Origin of the sequence: Lysobacter sp. Root690 (genome assembly GCF_001427785.1) — a bacterium.
In the GTDB taxonomy this organism is placed as follows: Bacteria; Pseudomonadota; Gammaproteobacteria; order Xanthomonadales; family Xanthomonadaceae; genus Lysobacter.
This window is the reverse complement of record NZ_LMHM01000012.1, coordinates 789,635-814,597: the sequence shown is the minus strand read 5'-3', so window position 1 is coordinate 814,597 and position 24,963 is coordinate 789,635. Positions and strand designations below refer to the sequence as shown.

The window sequence follows — 24,963 nt, the reverse complement described above, 5'->3', positions numbered from 1 at the left end:
CGCGGCTTGCGCCGCTTCTACAGTCGGACTTCGATCAACGCGGCGGATCGGGATCGGCCAAAGCCTCGACCATCGACTGCTCCAACGACCGCGCCGGATCGCTGCGGATCGCGTCGAGCTCATCGCTCGGCCATTCGCGACGCAAACGCCCGTCCATCAGCAGCAGCGCGCAATTGATGAAACGCTCGGCCACATCCAGCGAATGGGTCGCCAGCAACACCGCGGTGCCGCGCTCGGCGGCGAGCCGTTGCAGGTGATGCTTGAGCGCGTACGCGCTCAGCGGGTCGAGCCCGTTGAGCGGTTCGTCCAGCACCAGCAACAGCGGTTCGCCGAGCAATCCCAGCAGGATCGCGAGTTTCTGCCGCGTGCCCAGCGAGTATTGGCCGATGCGGCGATCGAGCATCGCGGTGCAGCCCAGGGTCTCGGCCAGGGCCAACGTGGCGGCGGGAATTTCATTGGAACCGCGCGCGCCGGCGAACAACCGCAGGCATTCGCGTCCGCTCAACAACGGCGGCAAGCGCGCCGGATCGACCGCGAAGCCGAGTTGCCGACGCGCGGCCAGCGGCTCGCGCACGATGTCGTGGCCGCCGATCAGCACGCGGCCGGCGCTGGGCCGCTGGATGCCGGCCAGGCAATGCAGCAAGGTGGTCTTGCCCGAACCGTTCGGCCCGATCAGGGCGACGAATTCGCCGCCGCGCAGGCGCAGGTCGATGCCGTGCAGCACGGCGTGTTCGTCGTAGCGATGCTGCAAGTTGTCGAGTTCGAGAACGAAGTTCATCGCGGCGACACGGATCGATGCACGCGACCCAGGCCGGACAGCGCCGGCAGCGACAACACCAGCACGATCGCCAGCAATACCGGCGCGGCGCGCCAGCTCAGCGACAGCAGCGCGCCGCCGAGCAGCATCAGCGCCATCGCGCAGACGAAGGCGAACGCGGGATAGCGCCAGGCCGCGCGAGCGAAGGCCCGCGGCGCGCGCGGCGTGCTGGCGAGCAAGCGGTCGGCGGCGACGGTCGCGGCGACGCAGCTGCGCACAACCAGACTGAACCATGCGATCGCGACGGCGATCAGCAACACGCCCAGACCGGCGGCGATCGCGGTCGAACTCGGCAGCGCCGCCAGCACCGCGCCTACCATCCAGGCATGCCCGCCGCGGCGCCAGCGCAGCAAGGCTTCGCGGCGTTGCCAGTCGCTCAGATGGGGTAGGCGCGCATCGTCGAGCCAGCGCAGGCCGAACAGCGGCTGGCGCGCGCCTTCGCGCAAGCGATGACGCGGATGACGGCGATGGCGCAAGCCCGAGATCAAACCGAACGACGCGCCGAGGCCGAGCCCGCCGGCGACGATCCAGCACGCGCTTCGCACGGCCGCGGCCTCGCCGCCGAACGCGATCAGCACCGCGGCGGCGATCAGCATCGCCAGCAAGGTCGCCGCGAACGCGAGCACGATCAGGGTGCGGGTGGTGGCGGCCGGCGCGATCGGCGCGGCCGCCCACCAACCGTGGCGCAGCCGCTCATCCAGCGCGATCAAACGACCGCGCGCGAGCGCATAGGCCAGGGCGAGCGCAAGCAGCGCGAACGGCAACGGCAGCTGCGCGATCAGACGCGGCACCGCGGCCGGCAACATCGCCGCTTCGCTGCCGGACAGGCGCAGGCCCAGCGGCAGCAGAATCGACAACGCCAATAAGCCGATCGCACCGCGATTGCGCCGCCAGCCGCCGCCGCGCGCGGCGGCGATGCGGGCCTCGCTGAGCCAAGGGTGTAGTCGGAGCCGCATGGGGTGGGTGCGCCGTTGTGCGGGAATCTGGTTCGCACACTACACGCTCGGCATCGCCACGTTGACAGCGGCCGGCCCCATTGCAAGCATCCGTCCGACTGTCCCCCCACGCACGAGATGTCCATGACCAGACCGCCCTTGCCGGAGGAGTTGTTCAGGCTCGAACGGCAGCAAGAGCTCGCCACGGATGTCGAACCGTTCGGCCACGATCTCGCCGAGCGTGTCGCCAGCGGCCTGCAAGCCGGTTGGGTGCTCGCGTATAGCCATCGCGATTACTGCGGCATGGGCCTGTACTGGCGGGACGGCCGGTTTTACTACGCGGAAATCTACGACGGCCGGCCCGATGAGCCGGCACTGCGGGTGTTCGACGAACGCGGTGCGTTCGTGGAATGGTTCGCGGGCCAATCCAGCGCCAGTCTCGCCCGCCTCGACGACCCTAAACCGTTCTTCCGCGGCAACCAGGTGATCGCGCGTTGGCGCGTGCTCGAGTTCGTGAAGCAGGCCGATGCCGGGCCGCCTGAGTATCCGCAGTTGCCGCCAGACTAGGCCGCGCTCGCATCGCGCGGAGGCCGTCGCGCCGGCTCGGTCTGACGCTGCCGCATCCACTCAGATCGGTATGCTCAGCGCGCGCCGGCGATGCAGCGCTGACGCAGCGCCTCGTCGAGCGACACCTCGCCGGCCCAGACCTCGATCCCGGCCCAGGCCCGCTCGATCGCCGCGCTCACCGCGATGTCGTCGCCCAGATCGCCTTCGTTGACCCGCTTGAACAACGCCGCCGCGCCGTCCGGTCCCGGCAGGTCCGCGGCCTCGTCGAACATCGTCCCGGCCGACACGAACACATGCCGCTCGGCCAGGCCGATCAGACACGCCAAGTGCTGGGCGAATTCGGCGGCCAGCAGGGTCAGCGGCTTGCGCGCGAAACGATTGCGCAGCTTGCCGATCAATTCGTAGAGCTCGCCGACCACGATCTCCGACAGCGCGCGATTGACCGCGTCGTCCTCGGGATGCGCGGCCAGCGCGCGCAGCGTCTCGACCAGGGTGCCGTGATCGGGCGCGATCCACAGCGCGCGCGCATGCACGAACTGGCCGTGGCTGAGCGCCCAGTCTTCCTCGACGCTGCGCGCGTAGTCCTCGACCGCGGTACGCGAGTACAGATTGACCTCGGCCTTACCGCGGCCGTGCACCCACTCCAGCGATTGATCGAAATCGATGCCGAACGCGCCATCGTCGAGCACCGCCCACAACTCCACGTCCGAGTACGGACCGTCGTCGTCGCGGGCGGTCGAACCGTACAGCGCGACCGCGAGCAGACGCTCGCCGTGCTGCTCGCGCAGTTGCTCGACGATCGCATCGACCAGTTCGCGGCGTTGTTCGCAGGTGACCGATTGGGGGCCGGCGAACAAGGTGTCGAGTTCGCCGCGGGGCAAGGCATATTCCATCAAGACTAGGTACCACGCGATGCACGAACGCGGCAATTGCGCGATCCGGGCATTGCGACCGGGTGCGGATAAACAGGCCGATACGCTCGATTCGCGCGCATCGCCGTCGCCACGCGCGGCGGATGCGAGGCGAGCGCGGTCATTGCGGCGGCGAAGCGAGCTCGCGCGCGTCGAGCCAGCCGTCGCGATTGCGATCCTGCTTGCCGAAGCGTTCGGCCAGGGTCATGCGATGCTGCTCGCGGGTCAGCGCGAGGTGACCGCGCCTGTTCGGCGGTTGCTCTTGCGCATCGAGCACGCCATCGTGATTGGCGTCCATCGCGTCGAAGGCGTAGCTCAACCAGTCCTGGTACTCGATCAGCGAGATCTTGCCGTCGCCATCGGCGTCCATGCGCGAGAGGTAGTCGCCGGTGGAGGTGACCTGGGCCGCGACCGCGACGGGCAACAGGCACAGAACGAAGGCGAGCGGGCGATACGACATGAACGCGGGACCGTGGAAGACCTGCGGCGAAGGGTGAGGCCGTAGCGCAATGCAGGCAAGTGGGTGCGACGAGGCGCCAGGCACAACGTGGCGGACGACCAGTCGTATCCACGGCGTCGATGATCGCGTTCGAAACGCAGTCGTTGCTGCGCGCGCCCGCGGCGACAACCCACGCGCACCCAGCCCGCATGCCCGAGGCCGGTGGCATCGGACATGCGGGGATTGCAACGAGGCGGGGCCTTACTCGGGATCGCAGCAGCCGAACTCGTAGCCGCCGAAGTCGCAGCCGGCCTTCGGCAAGCATCCTTCGGCATACGGACGGTCGGCGTGAGCGACGCCGAATCCGAGTCCCGCGGCGAACAGCGTGGCCAACAGCAACAGCTTGGTGCGCTTGATACGAACGTTCATGGCTCTCTCCATTGAGCTGATCGATCGCGGCTGCCGTCCCTGGCCGGCCGCGTCAGGGGTGGCGAAGGATCGTCCTTGAATTATCGGCGGGCTCGCGCGCGAGCGAGGCGCGACGGATCCCGCGCGGCGATGGCGGCGCGATCGAATACGTTTCGTACGCCGGGCGAGCGGGTCGGACATCGATGTCCTTGTGCATGTGGCACCTTCCGTGTGGCCGCGGCGGAGTGAGCGCGGCAATGGCCGATATCGACGCTACACCCGCATCTGCCACGCCGCAATCGGCGCCGTTGCACATGCAAGCCGATCATGGCGCCGGACGCGATCCGGACACGGCATTGATCGATGCACGGCCACGAACGCGCGCGCAATAAAAAACCCGCGCATCGCTACGCGGGTTTTCGTTTGCCGCTTGTCGCCGCGCTCAGTGACGCGCCGGCGCGAGCGCGTAGCCCTTGAGCCGCGCCGAGAACTGCTGCAACGCCTGAATGCCGCTGGCTTCGGCTTCCACGCACCACGCGTGCAGCCGCGCCAAAGTGGCCTGGGCGTCGTGCGAACGGTCGTCGAGCACCTGCGCCAGGCGCTGGCGGAAATCGGCCACGGTGGCCATGCGCGGACGCTCGTCGATCCAGTGCTGCAGACGCGCGCGCGCGTCGCCGTCGAGCCAGCGGCCACCGTCGGCCAGGCCCTTGCGCAGACGGCGCGGCAGCGAACGCATGCGGTCGCCGGCATGGCCGGCTTCCTCGCGCAGCGCCGGCAGGGTGACGTTGCGGTAATAGTCGGTCATGGCCTGGAAGCGGATCGCCAGCAGCGCCTTGAGGGTTTCGCCGTCGGGCATGGCGATGTTCGGTCGCACGTCCAGCGATGGCGCCACGCGCAGCACCTTGGCCAGGCGCAGCGCGCTCAGGCCGCGGATCACGGTCCAGCCGATGTCGAATTCCCACTTGCGCAGGGCGAACTTGGCCGAGCTCGGGAACGCGTGGTGGTTGTTGTGCAGTTCTTCGCCGCCGATCCAGAAGCCCCACGGGGTCAGGTTGGTCGCGGTGTCGGTGGTCTCGAAATTGCGATAGCCCCACCAGTGGCCCAGGCCGTTGACCACGCCGGCGGCCCAGAACGGAATCCACAGCATCTGCAGCGCCCAGATCGCCACGCCGGCGAAACCGAACAGGGCGAAGCTCAGCAGCAGCAACAGCACCGGGCCCTTGGTCGCGTGCGGGGTGTAGAGCTTGCGTTCGATCCAGTCGTCCGGGCAGCCCTTGCCGTACTTCTCGATGTCGTCGCGCTCGGCGCGCGCTTCGCGGTACAGCTCAACGCCGCGCCACATCACCGTGTCGATGCCCTTGAACTGCGGGCTGTGCGGGTCTTCCTCGGTCTCGCACTTGGCGTGGTGCTTGCGATGGATCGCCGCCCACTCCTTGGTGATCATCGAGGTGGTGAGCCAGGTCCAGAACCGGAACACGTGCGCCAACGCCGGATGGAAGTCGACCGAGCGGTGCGCCATCGAGCGGTGCAGGTACAAGGTTACCGACATGATCGTCAGCTGGGTCACCACCAGGAAATAGATGGCCAGTTCCCAGAAGCTGGCCTGGATCAGGCCACCGGCGAGGAAATCGATCAGGAACGCGGGCATTGCGGACTCCGGGAGCGGCGAGGGTCCGGCGGCCGACGGTGGAACCGACGGGGCCGGCAGCGGACAGTTTGAACCAATTAAAAGACAGTTGTGCAGTCGATCATGCCACCTCTCGCCCACCGTTCGCGCCGGTACGGCCGCAGGTCCTGCACAGGCGTTTGTGATGGGGTCGTGGATTCCAACGGGCAAGCCGGCGCGCAGCGGGCACGGCTGAGCGGTTCAGGGTGATCGGGGTGGTACCAGGACGCTTCGAGCCTTGCCCGGGGCCGCGTTCGGGCGGGGCTGAAAACCCTTCCGACGAAGCGAGCCTCAGTCCGTGCCGCCGCCCCCGCCGCCGGCGATCCGCACCCGCGACTTCGCCAGTTCGGCCTGGGCGAACCGCCGCAACGCCGTCCGGTCCTGCTTGCCGAACAGCGAGCGCTTGCCGCAGTGATCCAGCAGCAGGTTGAGGTCCTGCGCCTCGCCGAGGCGTTCGATCTGGTGCTTGTCGAACTTCGGCGCATCGCGGCCGAGCTTGGCCGTCTTCAAGGCGCGCTGCTGCTGCGACAGGCGGCGCGCGCGTCGGCGCCAGCCGTGCCAGTCCTCGTCGTCGCCGCTGCGGCGCGCGTTTTCGGCCGCGCGCGCGACCCGCGCCAGGCTGACCACGACCGCTTCGCGCCAGTGCTCGGGCTGCAGGCCGGCCCAGGGCAAGGCGCGCAGACCGGCGCGCAGCACCCGCAACAGCGAGCGGCGCGCGCCCAGGTCCGGGTCGTCGATGCGCGCCTCACGCGCGGCCTGCGCGCGCGCGGTCGCCGCGCGCCGCCGTGTGCGCGAGAGCAATGCGCGGATCTCGGCATCGCTGTGGTGGCGCAGCAGGCGATCGAAGGTTTCGACCAGCGCATGCGCATCGCGCAAGGCCGACAGACCGTCGTTGAGCTTGCGCAGTTCGCGATCGATCAAGGCCGCGCCCGGCCCCAGCGCCGGCCCGCCCAGGGCCAGGGTCGCGCGGGCGCGGCGCAGGTTCTTGCGCGCCAGATGGACGCCGGCGTGAATGCGGCTGCCGCGCCAGCCCAGCGCATCGAGGGCCTGATCGAGTTCGTGGGTGGCGAAGGCCCGCAAGCGCAGGCCGGGCGGGCGTGGCGCAGCGTCGCTGGCCGATGCCGGATCGCCGCCGGCGTCAGTGGCTCCGGCCGCGGCGCGCCGCGGTTCGTGCCCGAAGTCCGAACCGAAGTCCGGCCCCGAACGCGGCCCGGATCGCGCCCCGGTGGCGGCCTCCTCGGATTCGCTCGCCTGCGGCATCGCACGGACTCCCGGAATGGAGGCCCGCCCGCAACGGCGCGGGGCCTTGACCGGGATAGTACGCTGGGCACATGCCTGAATTACCTGAAGTCGAAACCACCCGACGCGGGCTCGCCCCGCACCTGGAAGGCCGCCGCGTGGTCACCGCGATCCTGCGCCGGCCCGACCTGCGCTGGCCGATTCCTTTGGCGATCGAAGACACCCTGCCCGGCCAACGCATCGACGCGGTGCGCCGCCGCGCCAAGTACCTGTTGCTCGACACCGCCGCCGGCAGCGCGCTGCTGCACCTGGGCATGTCCGGCAGCCTGCGGGTGTTGCCGGCCGACACGCCGGTGCGCGCGCACGACCACGTTGACCTGTTGCTCGATTCCGATCACGTGCTGCGCTTCAACGACCCGCGCCGCTTCGGCTGCCTGCTGTGGCAAGCGCCGGGCGAGACCCACGAGTTGCTGCGCGAGCTCGGCCCGGAGCCGCTGTCGGACGACTTCGACGGCGACTATCTGTTCGAACTCAGCCGCGGCCGCAAGGCGCCGGTGAAAACTTTTTTGATGGATCAGAAAGTCGTGGTCGGCGTCGGCAACATTTACGCGGCCGAAGCCTTGTTCGCCGCCGGCGTGTCGCCGTTGCGCGCCGCCGGCAAGGTCGCGCGCGAGCGCTACGTGCAACTGGCCGAATCGATCAAGACCATCCTGGGCTACGCGATCCAGCGCGGCGGCACGACCTTGCGCGACTTCATCAGCCCCGACGGCGCGCCGGGCTATTTCGAACAGGAACTGGCGGCCTACGGACGCGGCGGCGAACCGTGCCCGCGCTGCGGCCGGCCGCTCAAGCAGGCCAGCATCGGCCAGCGCACGACGGTGTGGTGCGGGCATTGCCAGCGTTGATCGCCTGGCGGCGCGGCCGCTGAATTCGAGGCGATTCGAAATCGCGGGCGCGCATGGCGGGCGTTGATGCGTCCGCGTTTCGCGGGCGCGGCCATCGCCTTCGCGAACAGACGTGGCCGACGCGAGCCTCGCCCGCGCCGGGGCGCGCGCTCGCGGTTCGCGATCTCGCCGCGCCGATCCGGCAGCGCCCGCCACTCCCGCCGATGCCGCTCAACCGGCCTGTCATCCGAATGCGACCACGCGCGTTAGCGTGAGGGGGTATTTTCTGCGCCCGGGCCTTTCAGGCGACACCGCTAAAATCCAGCCGGCGCAGGTGCGATTGGTGCCAAGCCTGTCGCTACCAAGGGAAGATGAACGCGCTATAGTCGCAAGGAGTCGAGGGGTATATGGCCGATAGCGCTGACATCACCATCCTGTTGGATGCCGCCCGCGAGGGCGATCGCGGTGCGCTCGATCGCGTGCTGGCGACGCTGTATCAGGAACTGCACACGATGGCCCGGCGCCAGTTGGCCGGCCAGCACGGGCAGACCCTGGACGCGACCGCGCTGGTGCACGAGGCCTACCTCAAACTGGTCGGTCGCCGCGAGGCGCAGTTCGACGATCGCGCGCATTTCTTCGCTTACGCCGCCTCGGCCATGCGCAGCGTGGTGGTCGATTACGCCCGTCAACGGCTCGCGCAAAAGCGCGGCGGCGATCTGCACCGGGTCACCGAATTGCCCGAAGACGTCGAAGGCGGCCTGCGCCTGGACGAAGACACGCTGGGCCTCGACACCGCGCTGACCAAACTCGCCCAGGTCGATCAGCGTCTGGCCCAGGTGGTTGAACTGCGCTATTTCGCCGGCCTGTCGGAACTGGAAATCGCCGCGCTCCTGCAACGCTCCGAACGCAGCATCCGCCGCGACTGGCAGAAGGCCCGCTTGTTCCTGCTGGCCTCGCTGCAGGACGAGCCCAACCGCTGACGGCCGCGGTCGCGCCGATGATTCGCGCCGCGCGCCCCGCCGTCATGCGCATCGCCATGCACGCCGCCGCCCAGTTCATCGCCGGCTTCGCCGCCACGCAAGTTTTCGCCGCGCCGCGCGTCGCGGCCTGATCGCGCATGGACGCCGAGCGCTGGCAACGCCTGTCTCCGCTGCTCGACGCCCTGCTCGAGCTCGAACCGGGCGCGCGCGCCGAACGCCTGCGCGAGCTGCGCGCCGACGATCCCGCGCTGGCCGACGAACTGAGCGAACTGATCGGCCTGGAAGAAGGCCACGAAGACTTCCTCGCCGAACCGCTGGTGCCGCCGCAGAACGTCGGCATGCGCCCCGGTGTCGAGGTCGGCACGTATCGGCTGGAAAGCCTGCTCGGCGAAGGCGGCATGGGCCAGGTCTGGCTGGCTTCGCGCGCCGACGGTCTGTACCAGCGCCGGGTCGCATTGAAACTGCTGCGGCCGGGCCTGGCCGACACCAACCTGCGCACCCGCTTTACCCGCGAACGCCAGATCCTCGCCCGCCTCGCCCATCCGCACATCGCCCGTCTGCTCGACGCCGGCGTGACCCGCGAGGGCTTGCCGTATCTCGCCCTGGAGTACGTCGAAGGCGAGCCGATCACCGACTACTGCCGCAATCAGCGCACCCCGCTCGACAAGCGCCTGCGCATGTTCCAGCAGATCTGCGACGCGGTCAGCCACGCCCACGCCAACCTGATCGTTCACCGCGACCTCAAGCCGTCCAACATCATGGTCACCCCGGCCGGCGACGTGCGCCTGCTCGACTTCGGCATCGCCAAGCTGCTCGACAGCAGCGACGTGCCGTTGCCCGAGCAGACCCGCACCGGCGCGCGCGCGTTCACCCTGCACTACGCCGCGCCCGAACAGGTGCGCGGCGAACCGGTCACGACCATGACCGACGTGTATTCGCTCGGCGTGGTGCTGTACGAACTGCTGACCGATTCCAAACCTTATCGGCTCAAGCGCCAGACCGACGCCGAATGGGAAGAGGCGATCCTCGCCGCCGATCCGCTGCGGCCTTCGCAGGCGGTATTGCGTTACGCCGACAACGACGATGCCGACATCGATCCGGTGTCGCTGCGCCGGCTCGGCCGCCAGCTGGCCGGCGATCTCGACAACATCGTGCTCAAGACCCTGGCCAAGCGGCCCGAGCAACGCTATCCGTCGGTCGAAGCGCTGTCGCTGGATCTGCAACGGTTCGAATCCGGCCGTCCGGTGCTCGCGCGCGCGCAGAGCCTGCGCTATCGCTTCAACAAATACGTAGCCCGCCATCGCTGGGCGCTGGCGACCGCGGCGTTGGTCGCGGTGGTGCTCAGCGCCGCGCTCGGCATCGTCGCCTGGCAGGCGCGCGAAGCGGTCGGTGAAGCGGCGCGCGCGCAGGCCATGCAGGATTTCATGGTCGGCCTGTTCGAAAGCGCGCGCGGCACGCCCGAGGGCGAAGCGCTGGACCTGCGCGGCCTGCTCGATGCCTCGGTCGCGCGCGGCAATCGCGAACTCGCGCGTCAGCCGCGCGCGCGCGCCGAGTTGTTCGGAGTGATCGCGCGCATGCGCACCGGCCTGGGCGACTACAGCGAAGCGCGCGCCTTGCTCGAACGCCAGGCCACGATCATGGCCTCCACCGACGACATCCCCGATAGCCTGCGCCTGCAGTCGCTGACCCAGCGCGGCAAGGTGCTGCGCCTGCTCAACCAGCCGCGCGATTGCGCCGCATTGATGCAGCCCGAACTGATGCTGGCCCGACGCGAACAAGCGCAGCTGCCGTTGCAATCGAGCGATTTCTATTCCGAACTGGGCCGCTGCCGGCGCGCCAACGGCGAACGCCAGGGCGCGCGCCAGTTGTTCGAGCGCTCGCTGGCGGTGCGCCGCGAAATGCAGGAAAACACCGACGTCGGCGAAGTCGAGAACCTGATGGACCTGGCCAGCCTGCAGGCCGATGCCGGGCAAAGCCGCGAAGCCCTGCAAGGCTTCGAACAGGCGCGTCGCCGCCTGCAGCAGAGCGTCGGCGACCGCCATCCGCTGCAGGTCGAAATCGGCCGCAGCCTGGCCGCGTTGCGACGCGAGCTGGGTCAAGTCAACGACGCCGAACGCGACGCCCGCGATGCCTTGGCCATCGCCCTGGAAGTCAACGGCGCGCAGCATCCGGCCACGCTCGCGGTGCGCCGCCAGCTGGCCGGCCTGCATGTCGATCAAGGCCAGTTCGCCCAGGCGCAAAGCGAGTTCGAACTGATCCGCGGCCTGCTCACGCAGCGGCTCGGCGCGGGCAACCCCCAGTTGGCCAGCACCTACAGCGCGCTGGGCATCATCGCCTGGGAACGCGGCGACCTGGAGCGGGCCTTGGGCGAACTCGATCGCGCGGTCGCGGTCGCGCGCAAGCAACCGGCGCCAGACGTGCTGGCCGACTTGTTGTTCAACCAGGCGCTGGTGCTGCACGCCGCCGGCCGCGACGCGCAGGCCAAGCCCTTGCTCGAGGAAAGCCGCCGCCTGCGCGCGCAGCACTTCGGTGTCGACAGCGGCCTCGTCGGCGACACCGATCGCCTGCTCGGCGATGTCGATATCGCCCTGGGCGAACGCAAGCGCGGGCTGAGTCGCCTGAGCAACGCGCTGACCCTGACCCGCAAGCATTACGGCGACCGCCATCCGCACACCCGCCACGTCGAGCTCGATCTGGCCCACGTCCAGGCCCAGGCCGGCGACGCGGCCGCGCTGGCGCAACTGGATTCGCTGTCGGGCCTGCCGACCACCGACGAGGAACTGCGCAAACTCGGCTGGCGCGCGCAGGCCTATGCCGCGCAGGCGCGCTGCGCCGGCGGCGAACGCGGTCAGGCGCGGGCCAAGCTCGACGGCCTGCTGCGCGCGATCAACGATGCGCGACCCGACGGCAGCGAGGTGGGTCGCGAAGTGCAGGCGATCCGCGAGGCGTGCATAGCGCAGTAATCGCCGACGCGATCGGTCGCGACGCTCGCTTAGTCGCCATCCAGGCTGGGAATCAACATCAGCAGGTCGGTCACCCCGACATCCACTCCGGCCTGGGTCAACAAGGTGCTGACCTGGCCGCGGTGATGGGTCTGGTGATTGAAGAAGTGCATCACCAGGCTGCCGAAGCGACGCCGCGACGCGACGCCCTTGGTGTTGGCGTAAGCGAGCACGTGATCCAGATCGGCCTCGCTGAGCTCGGCGACCCAGGCGTCGATGACGCCGTCGAGTCGTTCGCGCGCGGCGCGCAGCGACGGCAGATCCTCATGCGGGGTCGCGCGCAGGTCGCGCGGCGGCGCCATCGTCCGGATCGGTTCCAGCGCGGCGAAACCCGCGGGATGCGTCGCGAAACGATGCAGCCAGATCGTATCGGCGATCAGCAGATGATTGAGCGTGCCGAGGATGGAGCCGAAGAACGCGCCACGGTCTTCGGCGATCGCCGCCGCCGGCAAACGCGCGGCCGCGGCGTAGACCTGCTCGTTCATCCAGCGGTTGTAGGCGGCCATCAACACCGCGTGTTCGCGCAGATTCATCCGCCACGTTCCTGTCGTTCGGCGCGGTCAGTTTAACCGCCCGCGCCTACGACCCTCGGTGCCGTAGGCGACACCGCGCCATGGATGCATGCCGATGGCCGCGCCCTGGCCGAAATCGCGAACAGGGCACGGCCGGACAACCACGCGCGATCAGTGCCCGAACATTTTGCCGAGCAGATAGCGCAGGCCGAGTTGCGCGGTGACCGACTGCTCCGCGGCCGCCTGCCCCACCGGCAACTGGACCGGACGCGGCGTGGCGGCGCAACGCGGTTCCGGCGCGGCCGTGCGCGGCACCGCCACCGTCGCCAGCTCGACGCAGGCGGCATCCATCGCGCCGGCTTCGGCCGCGCGCGCGCCCACCGTCGGCACCTCGCGCGACAGCAGCACGGTCGGTTTGGCCGGCAAGCCGTTCCACACCATGGGCGTATCCAGCAACTCGATCCGCGTGACCGCCTTGTCGGCGGGCACGTTGATCACCCAGGTCACGAAACTGTCGCCGTTGTTCGGATCGCTGGCGCTGGCCGGCGGCGCCGCGGTGGCGCCGAACCACGGGCGGAACCCGTTCTGCAGCACCACGTGACGCAGGCTGCCGTCGGCGTAGGTCACCCGCACGGTGTAGTCGCAGCCGCCGTTCTGGCAGTACCAGGCATAGGTGCCGGTGTTCGGCACGATGCTGGCTCGCTGCACCGCATCGGACGGATCGACATAGCGCTGCAGGTTGCCGCGATACGCGATCGGCGGATAGATCTGCGACACCCCGGCGGTGCCGGCGTTGCTGTAGGCGATCGCGATGCCCTGGACCGGCACGTCGCGCCGTTCCGGCAGGCCTTGATTGAAACCGTACAGGCCGTTGCTCTCGGTGCTCGGCGCGAAGTTGATCCAGCGCCGGTCGATCGTGTCCCAGCGCTTGTAACCGCCGGGGAAGGCGGCGTCGGCGACGATGCTGCCGCCGGAATAGACGCGCGCGCCCTTGCTGTCGATGCTGGTGGTGCCCTCCAGATGACGCTGCATCATCGCGGTGCTGTAGTCGGAGAAGGTCGCGAAGCGATAGTCGCGGGCCTGATCGCCGGAGCCGCTCTGCATCGGGTCCTGCTTGATGCAGCGGCCCTGCGCATCGATCTGACGCGGCGTGCCGTTGAAGGTATCGCCGGCGCAGGTGCGATAGCGCGAGGCGGTGGCCGGCACGAACGGCGCGAGGAATTCCTTGCGCGTGCTGTCGTAGCCCCAGACCGATCCGTTCAAGCTGCCCGCCGGATACGGGTACTTGCCCTCGTTGTAGGCCTCGCCCTGATGCGGCAGGCCCATCGCGTGGCCCTGTTCGTGGATGAAGATGCCGGTGTAGGCGTAATCGCCGGTGCCGGTGTCGCCGCCTATCGAGCCCAGTCCGCCGCCCGCGCCGGTGATCTTGCCGCTGGCGTTGAACAGGATCAGTGGCGCGTAGTACTGGACCGGACCGGACGATTCGCCATTGGCCGCCAACAGGCCGCCGAGCACATCCAAGGCCGCGCCCAGGATCTGGAAGCCGGCCTGCTCCTCGTTGGTGTTATGCGCCAGATAGGCCGGCTTGCCGCCGCTCGGCGCGATCGACAGCGTCGACCACACCACCCGCTGGGCCGGATGGTTTTGCGCGACCACGCTGGCCACCGGCCACTTGGCGAAGATCTCGCCGACGGTGCCGGCGTCCGGCGCGCCGGTGGTCGACAGCGGAACGGAATTGGTTTCGTTGGCGCCGAACAGATAGAACGGCAATACGCGCAGGGTCACCGGGCTGTCGGCGCCGACGACGGGCGCGCGGAAGGCGCCGACGCGGTAATTGTCGGCGCGCACGCGCAACTGCAGCCCCGGCACCAGCCACGCGGCCGGCAAGGTCGCGCTGTAGCGCGCGTTCGGATATGCCGCGCCGCCGGCCTCGGTGGGCGGAATCGACTGGGCCAGTGCCAAGGTGCCGAGCTGGACGCCGTTGGCCCAGCCTTCCAATTGCGGATTGCCGGCGTTGTCGGCCGACAGACGCAGCAGTGCGAGCGTTTCGCGTCCACCCGTGGCGTGCAGGCTTTCCTTGGCCGCGCGCAGCGTCCAGCTCAGCCCGGCTTCGGGCACGACGTGGGTCTGGGCCAGTTCGAGTCCGGCGATCTCCAGCGCCGACGCGCCCGGTGGCGGATTCGTCGGCGGCGTGGTGGGAGGCGTGGTCGGCGGTGCGGTCGGAGGCGCGGTCGGACCCGGCGAATTTCCGCCGCCCTTGTTGCCGCCACCACCTCCGCCGCCGCACGCGCTCAGCGTCAGCGCGATCGACAGGCACAACACGGTCTTGGCGTAGCGAATGGTCTGCATGATGACTCCCCCATGGCGCGGATCTCGGCACGCGCCTGCGAACAACGAATGAGCATCCTGCGTAGTGGCCGTCGCCGCGAAGCGCGATCGTCTCCCCACGATCCGGCGGACGGCATCATACGCATGCAATTACGGTGCGTCGCCGCATTGCGCGCGGCATCCGCGCACGATTGCGGCATTCGCGATACGCGCGACTCGCGCGCACTCGCGCACATGCCGGGATTCGCTAGCACGCTGCGTCACGCATGCATGCGCGATGCACGCGACGATGTGCGTTCAAGCTGTGATTACCTGCACAGTCTCGACGAAATACGTCGCTGTATGGCGATACTCAGCGAGCGACGCGGCGAATCATGGCGCGCGCGATCCGAAGGCTGCGAAGCCATCGCGCGCGCACTCGCCCGAGCCGGATTAAATCGTGAGCGCCGCGCATATTTGCGCGAAATTCGGAATGCCCGCGAGACCGCGAAGCCTTGCGCGTAGCGAAAGATTACGATTGAACAAACTTTCGTTTCACCCAGTCAACGCGCGGGCCTGTCGCCGGTGTCGCATCGCCAACCTCCACGGTCCGGCCACGTTCGTGCTCATGACCGACCTCGCCGATCCAGGAGCACGCGCGCTTATTTTTCCTTGCGCCAGTTGATCGACGCGCGATTCTCCAGCGTGCTCGACTCGACCTCGATATCGAAGCCCTTGCGCAGCAGGTACTTCAAGGTCAGCACCTGGCCGGTGCCGAGCAGGGACACGCCGTAGCCGACGTACAGACGCGGCGACAAATACTTGCCGACGCCGAGCACCGAACCGCCGAGCGCGCGGCTTTCCATCACGCCGGCATCGTCCAGGCCGATCTTGGCGCCGAGCTGCGAAGCGATCAGGCCGCCACCGGCCGACAAGGCCGCGCTGGCCGCGTTGAGCTGCTTGTTCTCGTCGCCGCTGACCGACGACAGCGGCCGGCCGAGCGCCAGATACGCCAAGGCCTCGGACTGCGAACTGGCCGGATCGGACCAGACGTTGACCTGCGGCGAGCTGACCCGTCCGCTGATGTCGACGCCGGCCTTGACCGCGCCGACTTCGCGCTCGGCGCGCACGTCGAGGATCGGATCGGACACCGGCCCGTTGTTCCAGTTGAGATTGCCGCGGCTGATCTGCAACTTCTGTCCGTATGCGGTATAGCGGCCTTCGATGTTGAGCGCGCCGTTCGCGGTCATCTCGCGGCCCGGACGCGAACGCACGCGCATCTGTCCGCCGAGCTTGCCCTCCAGGCCGAAGCCGTTGAGCTTGACGTCGTCGCCGATCGCCAAAGTCAGGTCGAGTTCCAGCGGCGAGCTGCCGGTGTCTTCCGGATCGACCGGATCGAGCACCACCACGTCCTCGGACACCGACACGCCCTGGTCCAGACGTTCCAAGTCGATGCGCGCCGACGGAATCGTGACCTTGCCGGTCACGTTCAAGGGCTGCTTGGCGGCGTAGCGCACGGTCAGCTCGGGGTTGGCGACCGCGCGCAGATCGCGGGTGTCGGAGGCGAGCACGTTGGTGCCGCGCAGGTTCAACACCAGCGGCGTGTCGTCGCCCTGCCAGCCGAGGCTGCCGTCGATGTTCAAGGTGCCTTCGCCCGAACGCAGGCTGCCGGCGATGCGCGCGCTGCCGTCGGGCTGCGCGTCCAGGCGCACGTCGCCGTCCTGCAGCACGATGCCGAGCGAGGGCACCTCGGTGGTGAATTGCGACAACCGCGCCTGACCGCCGAGCAACGGCTTCGAACGCGTGCCGCTCAAGGTGATGCGGCCTTCGAGCTTGCCCTTGGGCTCGACAATGTCGGGCGAGAACAACTCGACCCAGGTCAGTTCGTCGGTGTCGACCGCGACCGTGCCCGACAGCGGCGCGAACGCGTCCCAGCCGGTGGCGATGGTGGCGTCGATGCGGCCGTCGTCGTTGAAGCCGGCCTTGAGTTCGGCGTTGAGTTTGTTCGGATCGAAACTGGCCTTGAGCGACAGCGCGTTGTAGCGCAGCAATTCGCGCCGCGCGCGTTCGCTGAATTTCAGACCGCCGCCAGCCGAACTGACATTGAACTGACCGCGCCAGCCATTGCCGACCGGGCGCAATTCGCCGTCGAGCGCGATCTCGCCGCGCAACACCCACGGCCGCTTGTCGGCGCGTTCGGGCAGATAGGCCTGAGCGAGCAACAACGGCAGGCCCTGGCCTTTCAGATCGACGCCGCGGCGCGGCCAATCCGCACTCGCGCACAACGACCCGCCGCTACTCGAGGCCAGGCACGCGTTGCTCAGCGCGCCGTTGCGTCCGTCCCAACGGAACTGCGCGGGCTGCTGCAGGCGCCACGATGCGCCCTTGCTCGGCGCGAGCTGCAACGACGCCAGCGCGCCTTGCCAGGTCGCGCCGCGCTTGTCGAGGTTGCCGGACAGATCGAGGTTGGCCACCTCGCTGCGCGCCTGCGCCTGCAGCTGCAGCGATTCCACCGCGCCGCGCGCATCGACATTCAACGACGACAACGCGAGACCCACATCGATCTCGCTGGCGCGCACGGCCAGTTCGCCGCCACGGCCCTGCCACGGCAGACGGCCCTTGGCGCTGAAACTCGCGGCCTTGTAGTCGCCGTACTTCAAGCCGCTGCCGCTCAGGTCGGCGTCGATGTTCGGCGCGTTGCGCGAGCCGCTGAGCTTGAGCGTGCCGTTGACGCTGCCCGCCGCACTCGGCAACAGATCGTTGAGCTGCAGCGGCGCGAATTTGGCATCGAGGTCGATGGCCTGCGCGTACTTGCCCTTGGCGTCGATGCGGCTGCCGCCGAGGCTCAATGCCACGTCGCCTTCGAACGCGTCGTCGCTCTTGCCGGTGGCGGCGCCGTGCATGACGAAATTGCCGCGTCCGCCGAGCGGACGATCGCGCAGGCGCCCGCCGAGTTGATCGGCGCTGGCCTTGATCTCCAGGCCGCCGTCGGCGCGGGTAGCGCCGGTGCTGGCAAGCTTGCCGTCGATCGCGCCCTTAAATTCCGGCGCGAAATAACCCGGATCGAAACCCGACAAGGTCGCCTTGACATCCCAGCCCAGCGACGGCGCCCACGCGACTTCGCCGCTACCATCGAGCGCGCCGGTCGGCATCTTCGCCTTGAGCGTGTTGAGGGTCATGCGCTGATCGTTGCCGCGGCCGTCGAACTCGACCGTCGCCGCTTGCTTGTCGCGCAGCAGGCGCGCGGTGCCGATCGCGGCCCAGGCCTTGACCGTGCCGGCGAAGCCGAGGTCGGCGCTTTCGAGCGTCACCGCCGGCGTGTCCGGCGTCTGCGCGACCTGCGAGGGTTTGGCCACCGACTTCAGCGTGGTCGGCGCGGCTTTGCCGCCCCAGGTCAGGCCGCGCGCGTTGATCGAGAACTTGAACTGGCCGTTGTCGGCATCGGTGAAATCGGCATGGCCGCGCAAGGTCGCGGTGCCGTCGAACAATTGCAGCGCGAGCGGCTGCACGTCGAGCACCTGATTCTTCAGCGACACCTTCGACGGCAGCACCTTGATGTCGAGATCGCCCTGGCGGAACTCGCCGTTGAGGTCGGCATTGCCGCCGACGCCGGCCGCGTCGAAACGCAAGGCCATAGGCGTTTCGCTGGGCGTGGCCTGCGGGGAGGTCAGCAGGCCGATATCGAGCGCGTCGCTGCGCGCATGCAGCTTCCAGTTCGGATCGTCCTTGCCGCGCAGGGTCAGGGTGACGCGCACCGGCCCCGGCGCGGCGCCGGCCACGGCCACGTCCATGCGCGACAGATCGCCGCGCGCGACCAGCCCCAGCCGCGGCGGCGTGCGCCCGGGCGCGCTCGGCAACACCGCGGTGGCGAGCAGGTCGGTCTTGAAGTCGTTGCGCGGCTCGTAATCGCCGTGCAGGGTGAAATGGCCGCGGTCGGTGTCGGCGTCGAGTTTTTCGACATGCAGCTTGCCCGACTGCGCATCCAGCCCCGCGCGCAGACGCCGCACGTCGATCAACTGCTCGCCGCCCTGGCTGAGCTTGAAGCCGTCGATGCGCACGTCGTCGGCCTGCAGCGCCAGCGGCGGCTCGATCTGCGGCAGCACTTCGGGCCAGCGCGGCAGTTCGAACGGTTCATCGCTCTTGGCGATCGACAACGTCGCGTTGTCGACCTGCAATGCATCCACGCGCAACTTGCGTCCGAGCAGCGGACGCAGCGCCGGTTCCAGATAGATGCGCTGCGCGGTGAACACCGTGTCCTTGTAGGCGAAGCGCACATCGCGCAGGGTCAGCGGGCCGGACACCGGACCTTCGGCGGATTTCCAGGTGAAGGTTGAATCGGCCGGCAGTCGCGCGACGATCTGCGCGAGCAGCACGTCGCGGCCGGCGACGGTGGAGATCAGCCAATAGATCGCGAACGCGGCCAGCAAGGTCAGCACGCCGGCCGCCAGGCTGCTTCGCCAGGCCCAGCGCTTGGCCGCGGCGCGACGACGGCGACGCCGTTCGATCAGCGCTTCAAGGCGCAGTTCCTCTGGGGTTTTCGGCGTATCGCTCATGTCGTTGCGTGGTCGTCCTGGCCGCGGGGATTACAGATCGGCGCCGATGTTGATGTAGAGCTGGAAACCCGAATCCGGATCGTCCAGGCCGCGCGCGATGTCGACCCGCAACGGCCCGACCGGCGAGCGCCAGCGCACGCCGACACCGACGCCGGTGCGCATGTCCGGGCTGTCGTCGAAGGCGCTGCCGCTGTCGACGAACACCGCGCCGCCCCAGCTGTCGTTGAAGTACTGCTCGTATTCCACGCTGCCGGTGACCACGTTCTTCGCGCCGAGCGCGAACGCCTTGCGGCCCGGGATCGCGGGAATGCGCGGCCCCACTTCGCGCCACTCGTAACCGCGCACGCTGCGGTCGCCGCCGGCGTAGAAGCGCAGCGATGGCGGCAGCGCGACCAGCGCATCGGTGAAGGTGTGGCCGAGTTCGCCGCGGGTGATCAGACGGCTGCGCGCGCCCAGCCCCTTGTACCAGCGCGCGGTCAGGTGGGCCTGGAGGAAATTCGCATCGGAACCGGCGCCCTCGAGACCGCCGCGCAGCATGCCGGTGGCGCTGATGCCATTGCGCGGATACAGGCGGTCGTCGGCGTCGACGTACTCCGCGCGCAACGACGGATACAGAAAGGTCGCGGTGCGATAGTCGACCGGCGTGGTCGGATCGTTGTCGTCCTCGTCGGCATAAGCCCAGCGCTCGCGCAGGCCGTGCAGCGACGCGGTCGCGGTCCAGTGCTGGTTGATCTTGCCGCTGCGGCTGGCGACCAGTTCGACCCGGCGCGAATCGATGTAGTCGGTCTGCTCGTCGGTGCCCTGCAGGCTGAAGGTGTACCAGCCGTCGAGCCAGGCGAACGCGGGAATGCGGTATTGCAAGGTCGCCGTCTTGCGACGCTGGGCGAAATCGACCTGCGCCAGCGCCTTGTGGCCGCGGTCGTTGAGGTAACGCCGCTCCACGCCCAGGCGCACGCCGGCGCCGCTGTCGGTGCCGTAGCTCAGGCCGGCGGTGTAGATGCTGCGCTTGGCCGGAGTCAGGGTGACCTTGACCGGCACCTGGCCGTCGACCGCCTGATCCGGCTGCGGTTCGATGTCGATGCTGGCGAAATAATCCAGCCGCGCCAGCGACTCGCGAAACGTATCGAGCTTGCGCTGGTGGTAGTAGCTGCCCTGCTCCCAGTACACCAGCCGTTCGAGCAGGCTGTCGCGGATGATCCGCTTGGGCGTCTGCTCGAAGGTGATCGGGCCCATGTCGTAACGCTGGCCGCTGGTCCACACAAGATCGATATCGGCGGCGTGTTCGGCGCGCGTCACCGCCACCCGGCGCGAAGTGAAATCCGCATCGAAGTAACCGCGTTCCGCCAGTCGCCGGCTGATCTTGGTCTTGCTCGCCTCATAGGCCGCGTGCTCGAACACCTGATCCGGGCCGGGCTTGAACGCGGCCAGGTCCTGCTTAAGGTAGCGGTCGTCGCTGCCGGCGCCGAGGATGGCGACATCGGAGCGGCGCACCTTGACCGGTTCGCCCTTGTCGATGGTGAGGGTCACGGTGATCGGCGGCGACGCGGCGCGCGCCGGCGCGGCCTGCGTGGATGCGTCGACGGGTGTCGTTGCGGTTCGATCCGCGGCGGTGTCGCTGGCGGCCGCGTTGCCGGCGGGGCGCGCATCGGCGCCGGTGTCGGTCGCGGCGCCCACGTCGGCGGCGGAACGATCGCCCTCGGCCGGCGCATTCGGGTCGGCGCCCTCGCTGACCGAGACCCGGCGGGTGCCGCGCGAATCCTCGACCTTGATCGTCGGCGAGTAGTAGCCGAACGGCTCCAGCGCCTCGCGCGCCTCGTTCTCGGCCTCGCGCAGCAAATAGCCCAGGCGACGCCCGGACACGTCCTTGCCGATCGTATCGACCAGCGACAAGGACACGCGGACGTTCTGGGTCATGGCCTCGTCGAGGCCATGAATCTCCACCTTGCTCACCTGAGCGGCTTGCGCCGCCCCAGCGATGGCAAAGCTGGAAACGGCGGCGAAGGCGAGACGAAAAATGACTGGCATGCGTGAAGGATAACCGGCAAGGACTTGTATTGCTTACGGATTTTCCCGGTGATAGTGAGGGTTTAGCCGATTTTCCGCGTTAACGGCGCGTGACGTGCTCGACCCCGCCAGCGATCGAGCCGCCGCCAGGACGCCCGCGTCGCGCAAATTCGCGCACAAACCGCGCCGACCGCGGTCTCACCGCCCCCATTCGGCCGGCCGCCCCTGCGCGGGTGGTCGGAGTGGTCGATAAGCGCACCCGTTGCAGCATCACGAGCGCCTATCACGCATGCGCGCCCGCGCCACTTTTCATCGCCGACATTTGCGTCGATTAAAAGTGAATCGCGTCGCAGTAAACGATCGCGATTTCGATAGTCCGAATTCTGCATTTCGCCGCGCCGCCGCGAGCGCGATGCGAACCGATGTGCCTGGATTGCGAACCCGCTCGCCAAGGCATCGCCGCGTATTGCATCGATGCGCGCGCACGCCGTAGTTTCGGCGCAGGGAATCTCGTTTCATCGCCACGCGCATGCGCCAGTCCACGACTGGTCTTCGCGCGTTTCGTGCTTTTTTTCATGCGCGGCGACAGCGCGTCTCCCTCAAGGCAATCCCCCGTAAGCCGCGTAACACACAAGCGGCGCCGTAAAAATCGAGGAACCCACAACATGCATCGACACTTGCTAGCCACCGCCGTCCACGCCGCGCTCGGCGCCGCGTTGATCGCTTCGCCCGCCCATGCTCAGGATCCCGCGCCGAGCCCGGCGCCGACCGAGATCGACAAGGTCACCGTGACCGGTTCGCTGATCCCGCGCACCGAAATCGAAACCGCCACGCCGGTGATTTCGATCAGCGCCGAGAACATCAAGCGCCAGGGCTTCAAGGACGTCTACGACGTGCTGCGTTCGCAGCCGCTGGCGACCGGCGCGGTCCAGGACTCCCAGTTCATCGGCGGCTTCACCACCAACGCCGAACCCATCAGCCTGCTCGGCCTGGACCCGGGCTTCACCCTGGTGCTGATCGACGGCCGGCCGATGGCCGACTACCCGCTGCTGTACAACGGCCAGAGCAACTTCACCGACCTGGCCAGCATTCCCACCGCGATGGTCGAGCGCATCGACATCGCCCCGGGCAACCAGTCGGCGATCTACGGCTCCAGCGCGATCGCCGGCGTGGTCAACATCATCCTGAAAAAGCGCATCGACGGCACCCACCTCAACCTGCGCTTCGGCGGTTACGACCAGGGCGGCGGCGAAAGCACGCGATTGCAGCTGATCGGCGGCAAGAGCTTCGGCGAACTTAACCTGACCTACGGCCTGCAATACAGCATGCAGGACCCGATCTACGGCTACGACCGCAAGCGCATCGATTCGACCAGCGACAACCCCGATCCCGAAGCGCGCTACGCCACCCGCAACTTCGTCCACATCAACGCCGACGTGTCGCCCAACGAATACATCGACCCGGGCGCGGCGACCTGCGCCAGCCTCGGCAATCTGTTCAACGGCACCATCATCCGCGACTTCCGCCCCAACCGCGGCTACTACTGCGGCAGCCGCGAAGACGTCGGCTACGCCACGGTCATGAACCGCAAGCGCGACATCAGCGGCTACCTCAACGCCAGCTACGCGCTCAACGACAAGACCGAGCTGTACGGCACGCTGCTGATCGGCCGCAACAAGTCCGAAGCCAATCCCGGCACCCGCATCTGGACCACCGCCGAAGCCACCAACGGCCTGTTCCTCAACGATGTCAGCGGCCAGTTCGAAACCTACCAGCGCATTTTTTCGCCGGAGGAAACCGGCGACGTCGACGCCAACAACGAGCGCCAGACCAGCGATTCCTACAATCTGGCCCTGGGTTCGCGCGGCGGCATCGGCGATTCGGCCTGGAACTACGACGCCTACTTCGGACGTTCGCAGTACACCGTCGACAGCAAGCAGTTGTGGCTGCTCGGCGCGGCCAGCGATGCGTTCTTCGAACAGCGCTTCCTCGGCCCTGTGATCGACCGCGTCGGCCCGTACCCGGTGTACGCGCCCAGCGACGACAGCGGCTTCTACCGGCCGTTGACGCCGGCCGAGTACGCCAGCATCTCCGACGTCATCCACACCAAGTCCGAGACCTGGACCCAGAACCTCAATCTGCAGCTGACCAACACCGAGCTGTTCAACCTGCCCGCCGGCGCGGTCGGTTTCGCCGCGGTGCTGCAGGCCGGCGAACAATCTTGGAAGAACCCGACCGACCCGCGCGTGGTCAACGGAGATTTCTTCGGCCTCACCGGCACCCAGGGCCAAGGCAAGCGCCGCAACCAGGCGATCGGCGTCGAATTCCGCGTGCCGATCTTCAGCCAGTTGACCGCGAGCCTGTCGGGCCGTTACGACAAGTACAAAAACGTCGGCGCCGGTTCGGACTCCGACGGCACCTACAAGATCGGCCTGGAATACCGGCCGGTGTCCTCGTTGCTGCTGCGCGCCAACTACGCGACCGCGTTCAAGGCCCCCGACATGGCCTACGTGTTCGCCGGCGACAGCGGCTACTTCACCAGCGTGGTCGACTACTACCGCTGCGCCACCGAGGAACCCGGCGAAAGCATCGGCAACTGCACCTACAACGGTGAATCGGTCTCGGGCCAGCGCAGCGGTGCGAAGGACCTCAAGTCGATCACCGCCAAGTCGTGGGGCGCGGGCATCATGTGGGCGCCGAGCGGCAACTTCGATGTCAGCGTGGATTACTACAACATCAAGATCGACGACGAGGTCAACGATCTCAACATCGACGCGGTGTTGCGCACCGAATCGGCCTGCCGCCAGGGCCAGCTCGACATCGCCTCGCCCAGCTGCGTGGACGCATTGGCGCGCATCACCCGCCTGCCGGCCGACGCGCCGGTGCCGTTCCAGCTCGACAGCGTGCGCACCAACCCGATCAACGTGTCGAAGGAAGAGGTGCAGGGCCTGACCGCCAAGCTCAACTACCGCTGGGAGACCGAGCGTTGGGGCAACTTCGCCCTGGGCGCGAACTACAACGTCACCCTCAAGCACGAAAACCAGCAGTACCCGGGCGACCCGGTCATCGACTACCTGCGCGATCCGTTCTATTCCTCGGAGTTCCACAGCATCGGCAGCGCCTCGCTGAGCTGGATGAAGGGTCCGTGGACGACCACGCTGTACGGAACGCGTTACGGCCGCACACCGAATTACGCTTCGCAGATCGACCCGGCCGGCTATTCGACCGACGGCGGTGGACGGATGAAGCCGTACGTGACCTTCAATGGCAGCACGAGCTACGAGTTCGGCGATGACGTTTCGTTGAGTTTCACGGTCAACAATCTGTTCAACAAGATGCCTGATCGCGACGAGACGTATACGGCGTATCCGTATTTCAATAATTTCAATTACAACATCTATGGCCGGTCGTTCATGGTCGAGGTGAATTGGCGGTTTGGGGCGGGGGCGCAGTAAGTCTCTCGCTTCGCAGCGTCGATTACGGAAAAGGCCGGCGAAAGCCGGCCTTTTTTGCTCTGGCGCTGGCGGTGGCCTGTCCCTGGCTTTGGCGTGCCCCTGTCTCGGCCGCTGGCTTTGATTTTAGCTTTAGCCTTGGCTTTGGCTTTGGCTTTGGCTTTGGCCTGAGGCCGCGCAGTTCATCCAGCGCTGCGACGCTTGGATCTCGCGTTAGCAACAGCACACCCGAAGGGCGGCGTGCAGGATGCACGCCGTGCGCCTCCGGGACATGGATGTCCCGTGTG

17 protein-coding genes are annotated in these 24,963 nt (G+C 68.1%); 6 read left to right on the top strand and 11 right to left on the bottom strand.

Translation table 11 applies throughout. The features are described 5' to 3' along the window. Positions 1 to 34 precede the first annotated feature (34 nt). Both ASD86_RS11360 and ASD86_RS27245 read right to left on the bottom strand, forming a co-directional pair. Positions 35 to 778 carry an ABC transporter ATP-binding protein gene (locus ASD86_RS11360; RefSeq protein WP_056110410.1) on the bottom strand — a complete coding sequence of 248 codons (744 nt, stop codon included), beginning with the start codon at positions 776 to 778 and terminating at the stop codon, positions 35 to 37. Then, complete coding sequence (locus ASD86_RS27245; RefSeq protein WP_056110408.1) at positions 775 to 1,773, bottom strand: hypothetical protein; 999 nt, start codon at positions 1,771 to 1,773, stop codon at positions 775 to 777. The genes ASD86_RS11360 and ASD86_RS27245 overlap by 4 nt, the downstream gene beginning before the upstream one ends. Before the next feature lie 123 nt (positions 1,774 to 1,896). Between ASD86_RS27245 and ASD86_RS11350 the strand changes: the two genes are divergently transcribed. After that, on the top strand, positions 1,897 to 2,319 hold the full coding sequence (locus ASD86_RS11350; RefSeq protein WP_056110406.1) for a hypothetical protein: 423 nt from the start codon (positions 1,897 to 1,899) through the stop codon (positions 2,317 to 2,319). Positions 2,320 to 2,393: 74 nt separating this feature from the next. Here ASD86_RS11350 and ASD86_RS11345 read toward each other — a convergent pair whose 3' ends face one another. From ASD86_RS11345 to ASD86_RS11330, 5 genes are all read right to left on the bottom strand, one after another. Then, complete coding sequence (locus ASD86_RS11345; protein WP_162253655.1) at positions 2,394 to 3,200, bottom strand: kanamycin nucleotidyltransferase C-terminal domain-containing protein; 807 nt, start codon at positions 3,198 to 3,200, stop codon at positions 2,394 to 2,396. Positions 3,201 to 3,351: 151 nt separating this feature from the next. After that, positions 3,352 to 3,690 carry a hypothetical protein gene (locus ASD86_RS11340; RefSeq protein ID WP_056110402.1) on the bottom strand — a complete coding sequence of 113 codons (339 nt, stop codon included), beginning with the start codon at positions 3,688 to 3,690 and terminating at the stop codon, positions 3,352 to 3,354. A 240-nt stretch (positions 3,691 to 3,930) separates the two neighbouring features. Then, on the bottom strand, positions 3,931 to 4,098 hold the full coding sequence (locus ASD86_RS26680) for a hypothetical protein (RefSeq protein WP_157476510.1): 168 nt from the start codon (positions 4,096 to 4,098) through the stop codon (positions 3,931 to 3,933). A gap of 421 nt (positions 4,099 to 4,519) precedes the next feature. After that, on the bottom strand, positions 4,520 to 5,725 hold the full coding sequence (locus tag ASD86_RS11335; RefSeq protein WP_056110400.1) for a fatty acid desaturase: 1,206 nt from the start codon (positions 5,723 to 5,725) through the stop codon (positions 4,520 to 4,522). A gap of 309 nt (positions 5,726 to 6,034) precedes the next feature. Next, positions 6,035 to 7,003 (bottom strand): CHAD domain-containing protein, encoded by a 969-nt coding sequence (locus ASD86_RS11330; RefSeq protein ID WP_056110398.1) that lies wholly within the window; start codon positions 7,001 to 7,003, stop codon positions 6,035 to 6,037. Between the two features lie 71 nt (positions 7,004 to 7,074). Here ASD86_RS11330 and mutM point away from each other — a divergent pair, with 71 nt between their 5' ends. The 3 genes from mutM (at position 7,075) to ASD86_RS11315 (ending at position 11,809) form a co-directional block, all read left to right on the top strand. Continuing rightward, entirely contained in the window at positions 7,075 to 7,887 is an 813-nt protein-coding gene (gene mutM, locus ASD86_RS11325; protein WP_056110396.1) for a bifunctional DNA-formamidopyrimidine glycosylase/DNA-(apurinic or apyrimidinic site) lyase, read from the top strand. 386 nt (positions 7,888 to 8,273) lie between these two features. Further along, positions 8,274 to 8,846, top strand: coding sequence for an ECF-type sigma factor (locus ASD86_RS11320; protein ID WP_036107887.1), 573 nt, complete (start codon positions 8,274 to 8,276; stop codon positions 8,844 to 8,846). Between the two features lie 137 nt (positions 8,847 to 8,983). Continuing rightward, positions 8,984 to 11,809, top strand: coding sequence for a serine/threonine-protein kinase (locus ASD86_RS11315; protein WP_056110394.1), 2,826 nt, complete (start codon positions 8,984 to 8,986; stop codon positions 11,807 to 11,809). A gap of 29 nt (positions 11,810 to 11,838) precedes the next feature. On the opposite strand, the gene ASD86_RS11310 is transcribed toward ASD86_RS11315, so the two are convergent. Together ASD86_RS11310 and ASD86_RS11305 are read right to left on the bottom strand one after the other, a co-directional pair. Continuing rightward, entirely contained in the window at positions 11,839 to 12,381 is a 543-nt protein-coding gene (locus ASD86_RS11310) for a DinB family protein (protein ID WP_056110392.1), read from the bottom strand. A 150-nt stretch (positions 12,382 to 12,531) separates the two neighbouring features. Then, on the bottom strand, positions 12,532 to 14,709 hold the full coding sequence (locus tag ASD86_RS11305; protein ID WP_056110391.1) for a M66 family metalloprotease: 2,178 nt from the start codon (positions 14,707 to 14,709) through the stop codon (positions 12,532 to 12,534). Positions 14,710 to 14,757: 48 nt separating this feature from the next. Between ASD86_RS11305 and ASD86_RS26675 the strand changes: the two genes are divergently transcribed. Continuing rightward, entirely contained in the window at positions 14,758 to 15,192 is a 435-nt protein-coding gene (locus tag ASD86_RS26675; protein WP_157476508.1) for a hypothetical protein, read from the top strand. A gap of 137 nt (positions 15,193 to 15,329) precedes the next feature. Here ASD86_RS26675 and ASD86_RS11300 read toward each other — a convergent pair whose 3' ends face one another. Together ASD86_RS11300 and ASD86_RS11295 are read right to left on the bottom strand one after the other, a co-directional pair. Continuing rightward, positions 15,330 to 19,220: a translocation/assembly module TamB domain-containing protein gene (locus ASD86_RS11300; RefSeq protein ID WP_082578265.1), complete on the bottom strand. Its 3,891-nt coding sequence runs from the start codon at positions 19,218 to 19,220 to the stop codon at positions 15,330 to 15,332. 30 nt (positions 19,221 to 19,250) lie between these two features. Continuing rightward, entirely contained in the window at positions 19,251 to 21,245 is a 1,995-nt protein-coding gene (locus ASD86_RS11295; protein WP_056110389.1) for an outer membrane protein assembly factor, read from the bottom strand. Positions 21,246 to 21,889: 644 nt separating this feature from the next. Here ASD86_RS11295 and ASD86_RS11290 point away from each other — a divergent pair. Beyond that, on the top strand, positions 21,890 to 24,679 hold the full coding sequence (locus tag ASD86_RS11290; RefSeq protein ID WP_056110386.1) for a TonB-dependent receptor: 2,790 nt from the start codon (positions 21,890 to 21,892) through the stop codon (positions 24,677 to 24,679). The last annotated feature ends 284 nt before the right edge of the window (positions 24,680 to 24,963 follow it).

What these genes read in the sequence shown, in the direction of transcription:
- mutM (WP_056110396.1), top strand. Translation starts at nt 7,075, where the DNA reads ATGCCTGAATTACCTGAAGTCGAAACCACCCGACGCGGGCTCGCCCCG.
- ASD86_RS11300 (WP_082578265.1), bottom strand. Translation starts at nt 19,220, where the DNA reads ATGAGCGATACGCCGAAAACCCCAGAGGAACTGCGCCTTGAAGCGCTG.
- ASD86_RS11295 (WP_056110389.1), bottom strand. Translation starts at nt 21,245, where the DNA reads ATGCCAGTCATTTTTCGTCTCGCCTTCGCCGCCGTTTCCAGCTTTGCC.
- ASD86_RS11320 (WP_036107887.1), top strand. Translation starts at nt 8,274, where the DNA reads ATGGCCGATAGCGCTGACATCACCATCCTGTTGGATGCCGCCCGCGAG.
- ASD86_RS11305 (WP_056110391.1), bottom strand. Translation starts at nt 14,709, where the DNA reads ATGCAGACCATTCGCTACGCCAAGACCGTGTTGTGCCTGTCGATCGCG.
- ASD86_RS11330 (WP_056110398.1), bottom strand. Translation starts at nt 7,003, where the DNA reads ATGCCGCAGGCGAGCGAATCCGAGGAGGCCGCCACCGGGGCGCGATCC.
- ASD86_RS11360 (WP_056110410.1), bottom strand. Translation starts at nt 778, where the DNA reads ATGAACTTCGTTCTCGAACTCGACAACTTGCAGCATCGCTACGACGAA.
- ASD86_RS11315 (WP_056110394.1), top strand. Translation starts at nt 8,984, where the DNA reads ATGGACGCCGAGCGCTGGCAACGCCTGTCTCCGCTGCTCGACGCCCTG.
- ASD86_RS11350 (WP_056110406.1), top strand. Translation starts at nt 1,897, where the DNA reads ATGACCAGACCGCCCTTGCCGGAGGAGTTGTTCAGGCTCGAACGGCAG.
- ASD86_RS27245 (WP_056110408.1), bottom strand. Translation starts at nt 1,773, where the DNA reads ATGCGGCTCCGACTACACCCTTGGCTCAGCGAGGCCCGCATCGCCGCC.
- ASD86_RS11335 (WP_056110400.1), bottom strand. Translation starts at nt 5,725, where the DNA reads ATGCCCGCGTTCCTGATCGATTTCCTCGCCGGTGGCCTGATCCAGGCC.
- ASD86_RS11290 (WP_056110386.1), top strand. Translation starts at nt 21,890, where the DNA reads ATGCATCGACACTTGCTAGCCACCGCCGTCCACGCCGCGCTCGGCGCC.
- ASD86_RS11340 (WP_056110402.1), bottom strand. Translation starts at nt 3,690, where the DNA reads ATGTCGTATCGCCCGCTCGCCTTCGTTCTGTGCCTGTTGCCCGTCGCG.
- ASD86_RS26675 (WP_157476508.1), top strand. Translation starts at nt 14,758, where the DNA reads ATGAGCATCCTGCGTAGTGGCCGTCGCCGCGAAGCGCGATCGTCTCCC.
- ASD86_RS11310 (WP_056110392.1), bottom strand. Translation starts at nt 12,381, where the DNA reads ATGAATCTGCGCGAACACGCGGTGTTGATGGCCGCCTACAACCGCTGG.
- ASD86_RS26680 (WP_157476510.1), bottom strand. Translation starts at nt 4,098, where the DNA reads ATGAACGTTCGTATCAAGCGCACCAAGCTGTTGCTGTTGGCCACGCTG.